The following is a 12,077-nucleotide window of genomic DNA, read 5'->3' as shown; positions in this document are numbered from 1 at the left end:
GATGCCGGGGTGGCTCAACCCGATTTGATGGGGAGACGGGCAGGCGATTATGCTGATAACGAGATGCGGTTGGGTTGGGGGAGCCGTGCGATGTCACTGATTTTCGTCGTGTCGGTTGGTTTGGCGACCGCCCTCGCAACGGAGACACCGGCAGCGCCGCGTTATTTTCCGGAGGCGTTTGCGACGCCGAGCTATTCCTGTTCGGGGGGAGGGCGTCCGTTCAACGCCGCGATCCTGAGTGCCTTTGAGGACAAATGGTTCTCGTCGCACCTGGCGGCGGCGGGCGAACCATCGCTGTACCAGGCGACGGCGGCGGCGAAACGCGGTTCGGTGAGGGCGGTTCGGTTCACTTGGCTTCGCAGTTTCCATGCGCCCGTCATCGTGCGGGTGAAATGGAAGGCAGGCGGTTCGCCCACATTGGTCGCGAAGGCGTTGACGGGGGCCGGGGGGTACCGACCCGGCCGTGTCGCCAGGACTGTCGACAGGAAGCTGACCCCAGAGGAGGCGAATGGGCTGAACGCTCTTCTCATGAGGACCAAGGTGCTGGCGCAGCCGCCGAAGGATTGTAGGGATTTAATAATGGTGGATGGCGCGCGCTGGATCGTGGAGGGCGTGGATCGGGCCGGGTATCATTACGCCGATCGGCCAAGCCCGGACGCCGGACCGGTTCGCGAGTTCGGGCTGGCGATGTTGAAGCTTACCGGTTGGTCCTTCCCGGACGTCTACTGACGCGGCGCGAGCCTTACGCCAACGGGACGCCGAACAGGTCGTGGTCGTCGGCGTCTTCGATTTCGACGCGGACGATGTCGCCCTGGGTCAGGTGGCCGGCGTCGCGGAGGTGGACTTCGCCGTCGATTTCGGGGGCGTCGGCCTTGGAGCGGCCGGTGGCGCCGCCGTCTTCCGCGTCGACCGCGTCGATGATGACGTCGAGCGTGCGGCCGATCTTGCGCTGGAGTTTTGCCGCGGAGATCAGCGCGGTGTGTTCCATGATGCGGGCGTAGCGCTCTTCCTTGACCTCCTCCGGCACCGCGCCCGGCAGGTCGTTGGCGAGCGCGCCGGCGACCGGTTCGAAGCGGAACGCGCCAACGCGGTCGAGCTGCGCCTCGGTCAGCCAGTCGAGGAGATACTGGAACTCGGCCTCGGTTTCGCCGGGGAAGCCGACGACGAACGAGGAGCGGACCGCGATGTCGGGGCAGATGCTCCGCCAGTTGGCCAGCCGTTCGAGGACCTTGGCTTCGTTGGCTGGGCGCTTCATTGCTTTCAGCACATTCGGCGCGGCATGCTGGAACGGGATGTCGAGATAGGGGAGCACGAGCCCGTCGGCCATCAGCGGGATGACGCGGTCGACATGCGGATAGGGGTAGACATAGTGGAGCCGGACCCAGGCGCCGAGCTTGCCGAGTTCGCGGGCGAGATCGGTCATGTGTGCGCGGACGGGCGCACCCTTCCACGGCCATTCGGCGTGGCGCAGATCGAGGCCGTAGGCGGACGTATCCTGGCTGATCACGAGCAGTTCGCGCGTGCCGGCGGCGACGAGCTTCTCCGCCTCGCGCAGGATCGCGTCGGGGCGGCGGCTGACGAGGTCGCCGCGGATCGCGGGGATGATGCAGAAGGAGCAGCGGTGGTTGCAGCCCTCCGAGATCTTCAGATAGCTGTAGTGCCGCGGCGTGAGCTTCAGGTCGCGTTCGGGCACGAGGTTGAGGAACGCGGACGGCGGCATCGGGGCGGCGTCGTAGACAGCGCCGACGACCTGTTCGTATGCCTGCGCGCCGGTGATCGCGAGGATGCCGGGGAAGCGTGCGCGGATCGTCTCCGCCTCGCGCCCCATGCAGCCGGTGACGATGACGCGGCCGTTTTCGGCCATCGCCTCGCCGATCGCGTCGAGCGATTCTTCCTTGGCTGAGTCGAGAAAGCCGCAGGTGTTGACCAGCACGACGTCCGCGCCGGCATAGTCGGGCGACATGGCATAGCCATCGGCGCGCAGCTTGGTGAGGATGCGCTCGCTGTCGACGAGGTTCTTCGGACAGCCGAGCGAGACCATGCCGATCTTCGGCGGGGAGGGGAGGATAGTTGCCATGGGAGCGCGGCAGATAGTCGATGTGGCGGGAATTTACGAGGGGGTGGCGGGGATAGGGCAGTGCGTGGCCTGACGGCTTAACGGTCGGACTTTTGACTGGGACCGGCACAGAGCACCCCGTGACGCTCAACATCTACCTCTGACCGTGAACAGGGTCATATTGACAATCAATATGTCGTGCCTCGATAAACAATAAGCAAGATAGAGCGTCGGAGGTTGGAATGCGGGATCGGTTCGTGGATGGCGTGGCGTTGCTGGTGCGGATCCTGCGGGTCGGCAATTATGCGTATCTCGTTCTGATGATCGGTTTTCTTCTGGCGACCATCGTGTTCGCCGGGGCGTTCGAAGCTCATATCGAGCATAAATATCATGGCGTGATCGATGCCGGGACGGTCCTGCTGTTCCTGCGTTTCGTGGCGGTGATGGGAATGGCGGCGGTGTTGCCCGTCGCGCGGCTCTTCGGGGCTGTGTCGGGAATTCTCGGTTCGGTGCGGGCGGGCGATCCGTTTCAAGTCGAGAATGCGGTGCGGTTGAACGCGATCGGCTGGGCCTTGCTGGCGTTGCAGCTGCTGGATGTCGTGCTGTGCGTGATCCTGTGGTGGGCGCGGCGCGCGGGGATCGAGGTGATGGACTGGACGCCGTCGCTGACCGGCTGCCTCGGCGTGCTGCTGGCGTTCGTGCTGGCGCGGGTGTTCGTGGCGGGGGCGGCGATGCGCGACGAGCTGGCGGGGACCGTCTGATGCCGGTCCGTGTCGCGTTGGACGACATGCTGCACGATCGGCGCATGACGCTGACCGAACTCAGCGAGCGGGTGGACATCACGCTCGCCAATCTTTCGATCCTCAAGACCGGCAAGGCGAAGGCGATCCGTTTCTCCACGTTGGAAGCGATCTGTCGTGTGCTCGACTGCCAGCCTGGCGATCTTCTGTCGGTGACTTTCGAAGGGGACGAGACATGAATGCCTTTACGACACCCTATTCGCGCGCCTGGCGGTTCGCGCTGGCCTGCCCCTTGCTGTTCGCGGTGCCCGCGGTGGCGGAGGTGGCGCAGCATGTCGTCGAATATGGCGCCGGCTTCTACCGGTCGATCGCGGCGATGAAGGCGGCGGAGCACGACACGGGGCGGATGGTGCTCGGCCATCTCAAGGTGATCGCGTTGTACCTGACCGGATATTGGGCGACGCGGTTCTGGGCTTACGGCGACGACGCGCGGGCCGCCGGCCGGCTCGATGCACGCGCGATCGGGCTATACCTGCCGGTCGTTGCGTGGGAGTTGATGTGGTTGGTGGTGATCCAGGACGGGCCGATCATCGCGGGCGCGCTGAACCTGCCCGAACGGCTGATCATGTTGATCGTGGCCATCCTGCTGCCCGCGATGTTGCTGTTCAACATGTTCCTGGCGACGTGGAAGACCACGACGGCGGTCGGCGATGGGCGGGTCGGATTCATGCGGTCGATCGAACTGACGCGGGGCAGCTACTTGTGGTCGCTCGGGCTGACGCTGGTGACCGTCCTGCCGGTGCTGGTGCTGCATTATGTGCTGGCGTTCGCCTCGCTCGGGCGCAGCCCGGCGGTGACGGCGGGGGTGCTGGGGGCGGACAGCCTGCTGGTCGCATTCATGGCACCGCTGTTGGTCGCGGTGAACTACGCGATCGCGGAGCGGGTGTTGGGGCGGGCTGGCTTGGCGATCGAGCCGGAGGGCGGACGCGGTGCGGCGCCGGTGGGGCCGGTGTCGGGCAACCTGGCCTGATCGGTCAGGGGTTGCGCTTGACGACCTCGACCAGGATGTCGTCGGCCTGCAGCGCGGCGGTGGCGGGGTCGCCGAAGCAGATCGCCTCGCCGTCGCGGTAGATGCGCAGGCCGATGCCGGTGGTGATCGCGGTGAGCGGTTGGCCGACCTCGTCCGCGGTAACGGCGCGTTCCTTCAAGGCGACCTGGCCGTCATGCGCGGCAAGGTCGGTCATATAGTCGGCGATGTGCGGGCCGCGGGTGGAGCCGGCGAGCAGGAGGCCGGCGAAGCTGGCGGGGTTGATCACGACGTTCGCGCCGGCCTGGTGTGCCAGCGGTTCGTTGTCGTCGGAGCGGATGATGACGCTGATCGGCACGTCCTGCGCGAGCCGGCGGGCGGTGAGGACGATGAGGATGGCGGTATCGTCGCGACCGGCGGCGACGATGACGCTCTCCGCGCGGGCGATGCGCGCGGCCTCGAGCACCGCGTTGCGGGTCGCATCGCCTTCCAGCGTGGTGGCGCCCATCTCGATCGCGCAGGCGAGTGCGGACTCGCTTTCGTCGACCACGACGATGCGCGCGGGGTCGAGCCCGCGGGCGATCAGTTCGCGGACCGCCTCCATGCCCGTGTCGCTGAAGCCCGCGACGACTACATGGTCGTGCAGCGTGCGCTGGATGCCCCGCATTCGATATCGCTCCCATGTGCGTTTCAGGACGAAGTCATACGCCGTGCCGAGGAAGATGAGCCAGACGAACAACCGGATCGGCGTCACGATGAACGTGTCGAACAACCGGGCATTGTCGCTGACCGGCACGATATCGCCGAACCCGACCGTGGTGACGGTGACCGTGGTGAAATAGAGCACGTCGATGAAGCTGATCCGCCCGTCGACATTGTCGCGCAGCCCCTCGCGCCCGTACCAGTGGCCGGCGAGCGCGATGCCGATCAGCACGAGCGCCAGGGTGATGCGGAACAGCAGCGACACCCAGGGGGGCAACCGCGGGCGTTGCCGCATGGCCAGGCTTTCGACCGGGCGGGGGGCGGCGCGTGGGATCAACTGCGCCTCGGCAGCTGGCTCAGCGGATTCACCGGGCGGCGGCCCTGGCGGATCTCGAAATGAAGCTGCGGTTCGCGGGCAGAGCCGGTTTCGCCGGCGCGTGCGATGATCTGGCCGCGTTTCACCGCCTGTCCGCGGGTGACGAGCAGCTGTTCAGCATGGCCGTAAGTGGTGATCCAGCCGCCGCCATGCTTGATGAGGATGAGGCCGCCATACACCGCGATGTCGGACCCGACATAGGCCACGACGCCGTCCGCGGACGCGAGGATCGGCGTGCCGGCGCGGGCGCCGATGTTGATCCCTTCGTTGATGCGGCCCTGACCCTGCGGGCCAAAGCGGGTGAGGATCGGGCCGGTCAGCGGCCAGTCGAACCGACCCGTGAAGCGGGTGGGCGACCGGACGGGCACGTTGGACGGGACCGCGGTGCGCGCGGTGCGGACCGGGGCGGCGGGGCGCGCATTGGCGGCAAGCGCGGGTTCGGCCCCGGTGATCAAATCGTCGATATCGAGCCGGAACGCAGCCGCGCGCTGTTCCAGCGTCATGGCGCGGACCTCCGTCTTGCTGGGGATCAGCAGGCGCTGATCGAGGCGAAGGATGTAGGGCGCGGTCAGGTCGTTGAGCGCGATCACGCGGTCCCACGCGGTGCCGTAGGCGCGGGCGATGGCGATGCCGGTCTCCCCCGACCGGACGCGGTGGTAGCGGCCGCCGGGAATGGTGAGCGTCTGACCTTCGCGGACGACATAGGGCGGCGCGAGCTGGTTGGCGTGGGCGATGGCGTCGGCCCCGGCGCCGGTGCGTTCGGCGATCCGGCTGAGCGAGTCGCTGGACTGGACGGTGTAGGTCGTCTGGGCGATTTCGACCGCGTCGGGGACGACCTTGCGCATGACCCAGGCGGGCTTGGGCTCGGCGACCTGCGGTGGGGTGGAGGCGTCCTGATCTTCGCGGTCGGGGCGGCGGTCCCGATCACGATCGCTGCGGCTCCGACTGTCTTCGCGGGGCGCGTCGTCGGTCAATGGACTGGCGGCGGGCGGGGCGTCGTACAGGCCTGGCGGGTCGGCACGGCCGGATGGGATGCAGGCGACGAGCGTCAGGGCCAACGGCAAGGGTGCGAGACGGCGCATGCGGCAGTCCTAGCCGAAGTGGGTCGGGGTGCAACTCTTTGGGCTGCAGTGGCCGCGCATCCCACCGGGTAGACGATCAGTAAAGGCTGCGCAGCGCCTCGAGCGAGGGGCCGTGGGTGAGGTCGAGGTGGAGCGGGGTGACGGCGATGTAGCCGTCGTCGATCGCCTCCAGATCGGTGGCGTGGGCCGGGGTGTGGACCGCGGGACCGAGCCCGAACCAGTAATAAGGGAAGCCGCGCGGGTCCGTGCCGCGGACCAGCGTGCCGCGGCCATAGTCGCGCACGCCCTGCGACACGACGCGGACGCCCTTGACGGCGTCCGCGGGGAGCGCGGGGAAGTTCACGTTGATCAGTGTGTTCGGCACGAACGGGCGGTCGATCAGCGGGCGGAGGACGCGTTCGCCCCATTCGATCGCGGCGTCGAACGGCACGCTGTCGCCCATCGCGTCGCGGGCATAGACTTGGCTCAGCGCGATCGAGCGGACGCCGGCGAGCGCACCCTCCATCGCGGCCGACACTGTACCGGAATAGGTGACGTCCTCCCCCAGGTTCGCGCCGCGGTTGACGCCCGACAGGATCAGGTCGGGTTTTCCGTCGGGCGACAGTTCGAGCAGCGCGATCATGACGCTGTCGGTCGGCGTGCCGGTGACCGAGTAGCGTCGGTCGCCGTGCTTGCGGATCCGAACCGGGCGGTTGAGCGTAAGCGAGTGGCCCGCGCCGGACTGCTCCTCCGACGGGGCGACGACGGTGATATCGTCCGAGAAACGCCGCGCGATGGTTTCGAGGACCTTCAGCCCGCGCGCATCGATGCCGTCGTCGTTGGTGAGCAGGATGCGCATCACGCGGGGTCGAGCCGGTCGAGCTTCGCATAGGGGCGCAGCACGTCGGGGACGATCACCGATCCATCGGGCTGCTGGTAATTCTCCAGCACCGCGACGAGCGTGCGGCCGACCGCGAGGCCCGAGCCGTTGAGCGTGTGGACGAAGCGCGTACCCTTCGCATCGCCGGTCGGGCGGTAGCGTGCGGCCATGCGGCGCGCCTGGAAATCGCCGCACCAGGAACAGCTCGAGATTTCGCGGTAGCGGTTCTGGCCGGGCAGCCAGACCTCCAGATCATAGGTGCGCGCGGCGGCGAACCCCATGTCGCCGGCGCAGAGCAGCATGCGGCGATAGGGGAGTTCCAGCGCCTCGAGGATCGACTCGGCGGCCTCCGTCATGCGTTCCAGTTCGGCCGCGCCGTGGTCGGCGGCGACGATCGAGACGAGTTCGACCTTCTCGAACTGATGCTGGCGGATCAGGCCGCGCGTGTCGCGACCGGCGGCGCCGGCCTCCGACCGGAAGCAGGGGGTGAGCGCGGTGTAGCGCAGCGGGAGTGCGGCTTCATCGAGGATCGATTCGCGGACGAGGTTGGTCAGGCTGACCTCCGCGGTCGGGATCAGCCAGCGGTCGTCGGTGGTGCGGAACAGGTCGTCGGCGAACTTGGGCAGCTGGCTGGTGCCGAACAGCGCCTCGGACCGGACGAGAAGCGGGGGCGCGATTTCGGTATAGCCGTTCGACTCGGTCTGCCGGTCGAGCATGTACTGGCCGAGCGCGCGGTTGAGGCGTGCCATCTGGCCGCGCAGGACGGCGAAGCGCGCGCCGGACATGGCGGCGGCGGCCTCGAAATCGAGACCGAGCGCGGGGGCGAAGTCGGGATGTTCGCGGGGTGCATCGATGGTGCGCGGGGTGCCCCAGCGCTTGACCTCGACATTGTCGTCCTCGTCCGCGCCGGGTGGCACGTCGGCGGCGGGCAGGTTGGGGATGGCGGCGAGGCGGGTGTCGAGATCGGTGCCGATCGCGGCGGCCTCGGCGTCCAACTCCGGCATGCGCAGTTTGAGGGAGGCGACCTCCTCCATCAGCGCGGCGGCGGTGGCTTCGTCGCGGGCGGCCTTGGCGGCGCCGATCGCTTTCGAGGCCTCGTTGCGGCGGGTTTGCGCGGTCTGGAGCGCGGTCTGGAGCTGGCGGCGGTCCGCATCGAGCGCGACGAGCGTGTCGGCCTGAGCGGGCAATCCGCGGCGCGCGAGGCCCGCGTCGAAGGCGGTGGGATCGTCCCGGATCAGGCGGATATCATGCATGGCCTGCCTATGCCGGGGGGCCGGGCGGGCCGCAAGCCTGTCGGGTCAGGAGAGCGATAGTCGTATCGCGTGAGTCACGATGTCGCCGACCGAAACAACAGATTCGAACGGGCGTGCGAAAGATTCGGGATGCGCTGGTAATCGGCGTGTGGATTAGGACGGTGTGGGGCCGGGATGCTATGCCCCAGTCCCAGGATTGTGCCGATATCCGGCGGCTCATCGCTTCGCGGGCGCGTCCTGTCGGAGTTAGCGGCGAAAAAGCTTGGAACCTGGCGGATCCTCGCCATTTTAACTGTCGAGGGAGATCAAATCATGAAGTCCATTCTCATTTTCGCAGGCCTGGCCACTCTGGCAGGTGGCGCACAGGCGCAGACCACGACGGCTCCGGCCGCTGGCAGCGCGACGACGGCGACTGCCCCTGCATCGGCAGCGGCCTCGGTCAAGGTGGGCGCAACCGTGACGGACACGTCGGGTGGGACCGTCGGCACGATCAAGTCGATCGAGGGTGATCTTGCGGTCCTGTCGACCGGGACCGTCGAGGTCCGGTTGCCGCTGACGTCGTTCGCGGCGGGTGCCAACGGGCCGGTCATCGCGCTGACGAAGTCGCAGGTCGAGTCCGCGGCATCCGGCGCGACGGCCGAGCGTCAGGCCAAGCTGAGCGCGCAGATCAAGGCGGGCACGACCGTCATGGATGCGTCGGGCGGCACGGTCGGCAAGATCGAGGCGGTCGACGGTGAGTTCGCGACGGTCGCCACGACGAAGAACAAGGTCAAGCTGCCGGTCAGTTCGTTCGCGGCAGGCGCAAACGGCCCGGTGATCGGCATGACGGCGGCCGAGCTGGATGCAGCGGCGGCGAAGGCCGCACCGGCCGCGGCGGCGACCACGACCGGCAACTAAGCCGGTTCGACGCTAGGCCGGGCAGAAGGCTGCCCGGCCATACCGACGGCCCGCAAAGTCCGTCTGATACGAAAAAGCCCTCCCGGTGCGATCCGGGAGGGCTTTTTCTTGTCGACGCTTTCTTGGCGCCGATGTTCGCTCAGGCGACGGCTTTGCGTTTCCCGATCTGGCGGCGGGCAACCAGTGCGGCCGCGGCCGCGCCGAACAGCAGGACCATCGGCGGCGCAGGCACCGGGGTCGGATCGGTCGGGTTGGTCGGCGTCGTGGGATCGGTCGGAGTCGAACCGCCGGTGGACGTCGTCGTCGACTGATTCTGGTTTTGGTTCTGATTTTGCGACTGATTCTGATTCTGGGACTGGTTCTGATTGTTTGTCTGCGTGTTGGTATTGCTGTTGTTCACGTCGACGATGGTGGGGCCACCCGTCGAGGTCGAAGTGGACGTCACACCGCCGGTGGAGGTCGATGTCGAGGTCACACCGCCGGTGGATGTCGAGGTTCCGACGTCGCCGCCCGAGGTCGAGCTGACATTGCCGCCGGACGTGGTCGAGACGCCGTTCGACGAGCTAGTCGTCGACGAGATGGTGTAGCTGCCGCTGCTGCTGCCACCGCCCGTGCCGCCACCGAAGAAGCCGCCGAAGAACCCGCCGCCGCCGAAGCCGCTGGAACCGCCCACGACGACCGGGAAGCCGCCCGCGCCCGAAACCGGGCCGGCACCGCCGCCAGCGAAGATTGGCGGATCGGCATAGGCGACCGCGGGGGCCGCGGCGGGCGTGGCGACGACCGTGGTCGCACCCGGCGCGCAGGTGGACGTCGTCACCGTGCGGCGGACGCGCGCGGGGCGGACGTAGCTGGCCTGGCGAACGGCGGGTCGCTTGGCGTACTTCGCCTTGGCATAATGGACACGCGCCGGACGTTCGGCGACATGCACCGCACCGCCACCGATCACGGCACCGCCGCATGCGCAGGCACAGAGTTTAGCCAAGGCCATCTTTACCGACATCTTCGTGTCTTTCCGTTCTCGTCCACCGTTCGGGCCGCTGCGATGCAACGAAATCCGAACCGCCCTGATGTGATAACGAGGCAATGGACAAAATTTTACTAATGGCAAACTTGTTAACCGTGTTTTCATAATCGGAAAAGGGTGATTATTCGGATGGCCCCCGTAGTCCGCCAATCCTGTCCCACATCGGGATGAAGAAAAGCGGCGGGTGAAACCCGGTTACGTACCGACTTCCGACGAATCGCGGACGCTATGTCGGGCGCCACCCGAAACGGACAAATCGCTGACATCGGGCGGATTTGCGACATGTTGCGGAGGACGCGGTCTGCTTGTGCCGGCCTGCGACGGGCGATATAGGGCCGCGCGGACGTGTGGCCGGTCATCGGGTCGTGCCTACCCAGGGAGAGCGGTAACCATGATGGCGACGGCGGCAACAGAGGCGACGGACGCACCGGAACTGGACCAGGACGACATCCGTCCCGGCTACCGGCCGTCCCCCGACGAAGAGTTCATGAATCCCGCTCAGCAGCGCTATTTCCGGCGCAAGCTGCTCGACTGGAAGGATGCGATCCTGCGCGAATCGCAGGGAACGCTGGCGCAGTTGCAGACCGACACGTTGCGGGAAGCGGACTCGACCGACCGCGCATCGAGCGAAACCGACTGGTCGATCGAACTGCGGACGCGCGACCGGCAGCGGAAGCTGATTTCGAAGATCGAAGCCGCACTGCGCCGGATCGATGCGGGCGAATATGGTTATTGCGACGTGACCGGTGAGCCGATCTCACTCGCGCGGTTGGAAGCGCGGCCGATCGCCACGATGACGGTCGAGGCACAGGAGCGGCACGAGCGGAACGAGAAGGTGTCGCGCGAGGAATAGCGGGGCGAGCGCCGTCCGATCATCGGTCGATCGACGCACGCCTGTTGCTCATTCGCCGGACAGCGCTTCCTTGATGCGCAGCTTCTGCTTCTTCAGCTTGGCGAGCAGTGTCTCGTCCGGCGCGGGGCGGACCTGTTCGGCGTGGATGCGGGACTCGAGCCCCGCGTGCTTGGCGATCAACGCCGAGGAATGTCCTGTCTCCACTGAGAAAGTCTCCTGTCCAAAGGCTTCGGAAGCGACCAGTAGAGCATCGATTGCAGCGTCTGTCAGGCCCCCCTTTGCGCGAATTTCGACGGGATGCGGGTGCGGGCGGGACCAGCCGATCGCGGCCGTCCGTCCGGCTTGAGCGGCGGCCGTTTCGTCCCTATCCAAGGGGTGGATCCGGCTTGAAGGGAAGATTTCGGCATGGATGAACTGTCGCGACGGATCGAGCAGATGCGGGTTGCGCATCGCGACCTGGACGATGCCATTGCCGCGCTGAACGCGGCGACGGTGCGCGACGAATTGCAGCTTGCCCGGCTGAAGCGCCGCAAGCTGCGGTTGCGCGACGAGATCGCGCAGGCTGAAGATATGTTGATCCCTGACATTATCGCCTGATTAGCTCGCTCTGGTCGTCCGCCGCGCGCGTTCGTCGCGCGACATGCAGCTTGATCGCTTTGACGGTTGCGATCCGCTATCGAAATGGCATCGGGAATCCAGCGGCTTAGCGGGGGAACGGTGTTGGACGACGATGGCCGATATGGCCTGACGGGGCGACTGATCAGCACGCTTCATACCGAGGCGCTGTTGCTGGCGGACGAGGCGCGCGGTTACTTCGATGGGCCGGGGCGGCTGGAGCGCGATCGGTTGTCGCCAAGCGAGCGCGTCGGGTTTTCATGCGAATCGCTGAAGGTGACGACGCGGCTTATGCATGTCGTGGCGTGGCTGATGACGCGGCGCGTGGAGGGCGCGCGGGAGGGGCGGAGCCTGCCGCAGCGGCCATTGGGCGACGCGGTGGTAAGCGATCCTGCGGCGATCGCGGCGCTGCCGGTGACGGCGCAGCAGCTGGTCGGGGCGAGCCGCGACCTGCACGACCGGGTGCGGCGGCTGGAGGCCGGCATGCTGCTCGGCGAGGCGGGTGAGGCCGGGTCGGATGGTCCGGCGCGGACGCTGATCCGGCGGCTTGAGGGGACCTGGTAGGGAAACGCTCCGCTGGGTTGGCGCGGGCC

Annotated in this window: 15 protein-coding genes; 8 read left to right on the top strand and 7 right to left on the bottom strand. The window is 67.2% G+C overall.

Translation table 11 applies throughout. The annotated features are described in order from the left end of the window. Positions 1-90: 90 nt before the first annotated feature. Positions 91-729, top strand: a complete 639-nt coding sequence (locus tag ACFSGX_RS09665) for a hypothetical protein (protein ID WP_380929432.1) — start codon at positions 91-93, stop codon at positions 727-729. 13 nt (positions 730-742) lie between these two features. Here the strand turns inward: ACFSGX_RS09665 and rimO are convergent, their stop codons facing one another. Continuing rightward, positions 743-2,077 (bottom strand): 30S ribosomal protein S12 methylthiotransferase RimO, encoded by a 1,335-nt coding sequence (rimO, locus tag ACFSGX_RS09660; protein WP_380929430.1) that lies wholly within the window; start codon positions 2,075-2,077, stop codon positions 743-745. Positions 2,078-2,298: 221 nt separating this feature from the next. On the opposite strand from rimO, the gene ACFSGX_RS09655 reads away from it, so the two are divergent. Genes ACFSGX_RS09655 through ACFSGX_RS09645 form a run of 3 tightly spaced genes read left to right on the top strand, consistent with a single transcriptional unit; the run spans position 2,299 to position 3,826 of the window. Next, positions 2,299-2,817, top strand: a complete 519-nt coding sequence (locus ACFSGX_RS09655; RefSeq protein ID WP_380929428.1) for a DUF2975 domain-containing protein — start codon at positions 2,299-2,301, stop codon at positions 2,815-2,817. Continuing rightward, positions 2,817-3,035 (top strand): helix-turn-helix domain-containing protein, encoded by a 219-nt coding sequence (locus tag ACFSGX_RS09650; RefSeq protein WP_157175668.1) that lies wholly within the window; start codon positions 2,817-2,819, stop codon positions 3,033-3,035. The genes ACFSGX_RS09655 and ACFSGX_RS09650 overlap by 1 nt, the downstream gene beginning before the upstream one ends. Next, positions 3,032-3,826, top strand: coding sequence for a hypothetical protein (locus ACFSGX_RS09645; RefSeq protein WP_380929427.1), 795 nt, complete (start codon positions 3,032-3,034; stop codon positions 3,824-3,826). The genes ACFSGX_RS09650 and ACFSGX_RS09645 overlap by 4 nt, the downstream gene beginning before the upstream one ends. Positions 3,827-3,830: 4 nt before the next feature. Here ACFSGX_RS09645 and ACFSGX_RS09640 read toward each other — a convergent pair whose 3' ends face one another. The 4 genes from ACFSGX_RS09640 to serS form a co-directional block, all read right to left on the bottom strand. Further along, positions 3,831-4,820: a potassium channel family protein gene (locus ACFSGX_RS09640; protein WP_380929426.1), complete on the bottom strand. Its 990-nt coding sequence runs from the start codon at positions 4,818-4,820 to the stop codon at positions 3,831-3,833. Between the two features lie 38 nt (positions 4,821-4,858). After that, on the bottom strand, positions 4,859-5,983 hold the full coding sequence (locus ACFSGX_RS09635) for a peptidoglycan DD-metalloendopeptidase family protein (protein WP_380929424.1): 1,125 nt from the start codon (positions 5,981-5,983) through the stop codon (positions 4,859-4,861). 76 nt (positions 5,984-6,059) lie between these two features. Beyond that, on the bottom strand, positions 6,060-6,821 hold the full coding sequence (gene surE, locus ACFSGX_RS09630; protein ID WP_380930027.1) for a 5'/3'-nucleotidase SurE: 762 nt from the start codon (positions 6,819-6,821) through the stop codon (positions 6,060-6,062). Continuing rightward, a complete protein-coding gene (gene serS, locus ACFSGX_RS09625) occupies positions 6,821-8,095 on the bottom strand; it encodes a serine--tRNA ligase (protein ID WP_380929423.1) in 1,275 nt (424 codons plus the stop codon). The genes surE and serS overlap by 1 nt, the downstream gene beginning before the upstream one ends. 312 nt (positions 8,096-8,407) lie before the next feature. Between serS and ACFSGX_RS09620 the strand changes: the two genes are divergently transcribed. After that, positions 8,408-8,992, top strand: coding sequence for a hypothetical protein (locus ACFSGX_RS09620; protein WP_380929421.1), 585 nt, complete (start codon positions 8,408-8,410; stop codon positions 8,990-8,992). A 139-nt stretch (positions 8,993-9,131) separates the two neighbouring features. Here ACFSGX_RS09620 and ACFSGX_RS09615 read toward each other — a convergent pair whose 3' ends face one another. Next, positions 9,132-9,980: a hypothetical protein gene (locus tag ACFSGX_RS09615; protein ID WP_380929420.1), complete on the bottom strand. Its 849-nt coding sequence runs from the start codon at positions 9,978-9,980 to the stop codon at positions 9,132-9,134. 430 nt (positions 9,981-10,410) lie between these two features. Here ACFSGX_RS09615 and dksA point away from each other — a divergent pair, with 430 nt between their 5' ends. Further along, on the top strand, positions 10,411-10,869 hold the full coding sequence (gene dksA, locus ACFSGX_RS09610) for an RNA polymerase-binding protein DksA (protein WP_198350629.1): 459 nt from the start codon (positions 10,411-10,413) through the stop codon (positions 10,867-10,869). A 48-nt stretch (positions 10,870-10,917) separates the two neighbouring features. Here dksA and ACFSGX_RS09605 read toward each other — a convergent pair whose 3' ends face one another. Beyond that, complete coding sequence (locus ACFSGX_RS09605) at positions 10,918-11,073, bottom strand: DUF465 domain-containing protein (protein WP_184075199.1); 156 nt, start codon at positions 11,071-11,073, stop codon at positions 10,918-10,920. A 201-nt stretch (positions 11,074-11,274) separates the two neighbouring features. Between ACFSGX_RS09605 and ACFSGX_RS09600 the strand changes: the two genes are divergently transcribed. Continuing rightward, positions 11,275-11,466, top strand: coding sequence for a YdcH family protein (locus ACFSGX_RS09600; protein WP_157175678.1), 192 nt, complete (start codon positions 11,275-11,277; stop codon positions 11,464-11,466). Positions 11,467-11,586: 120 nt separating this feature from the next. Then, complete coding sequence (locus tag ACFSGX_RS09595; RefSeq protein WP_380929418.1) at positions 11,587-12,048, top strand: DUF1465 family protein; 462 nt, start codon at positions 11,587-11,589, stop codon at positions 12,046-12,048. The last annotated feature ends 29 nt before the right edge of the window (positions 12,049-12,077 follow it).

The sequence above is a fragment of the Sphingomonas arantia genome, assembly GCF_042682045.1.
Lineage (GTDB): Bacteria > Pseudomonadota > Alphaproteobacteria > Sphingomonadales > Sphingomonadaceae > Sphingomonas_R > Sphingomonas_R arantia.
The sequence above is the reverse complement of the archived record's forward strand: the minus strand, read 5'-3'. Positions and strand labels throughout refer to the sequence as shown.